At 59.1% G+C, this 430-nt stretch carries 1 protein-coding gene; it reads right to left on the reverse strand.

Annotation, left to right across the window (positions count from 1 at the left end; all coding sequences use genetic code 11):
• Nucleotides 1-193 precede the first annotated feature (193 nt).
• The coding region (locus AC1DJO_RS29890; RefSeq protein ID WP_477974139.1) for a hypothetical protein at nucleotides 194-430 on the reverse strand (237 nt) is incomplete at its 5' end.

Consider the following 430-nt stretch of genomic DNA (forward strand, 5'->3'; position numbering starts at 1 on the left):
GCTCTACGCTTGGCTGCGGCCATCCAAAAGATCCTCATGCCCAGCTCCCGACCTACTTCTGCGCGACGTTCGTTCCCCGGAGCGGACATCCGATTGATGCGTACGTCAAAGAACGCCTGAGCCTTCGTAGACATCCTTGCAAGCTCCGGGTGCTCAGGAACCAGACCGACGTCCGAGTTATGGCTCCATTCCCTCATCGTAGTGGGCGTGCACCACCTATTCCTTGCCGGTCTCCCGGCGCGCTCAGAACTAACTTGTGCCTGACGCCGACCGCCACCCCAAACATGTGGTTCTTGTCTTTGCCGAGGTAGTAGCCGTTTGCATAGCCGATCGCGGCGGAATCCATGTTCAATGCCGCGTTGCGCGTGTACGCCGTGGTGAGATACACATCGGTCCGCCTGGAGAAGCTGTAGTCCGCGATGAACAGCAC

This window comes from Rhizobium sp. 05N430 (genome assembly GCF_056396985.1).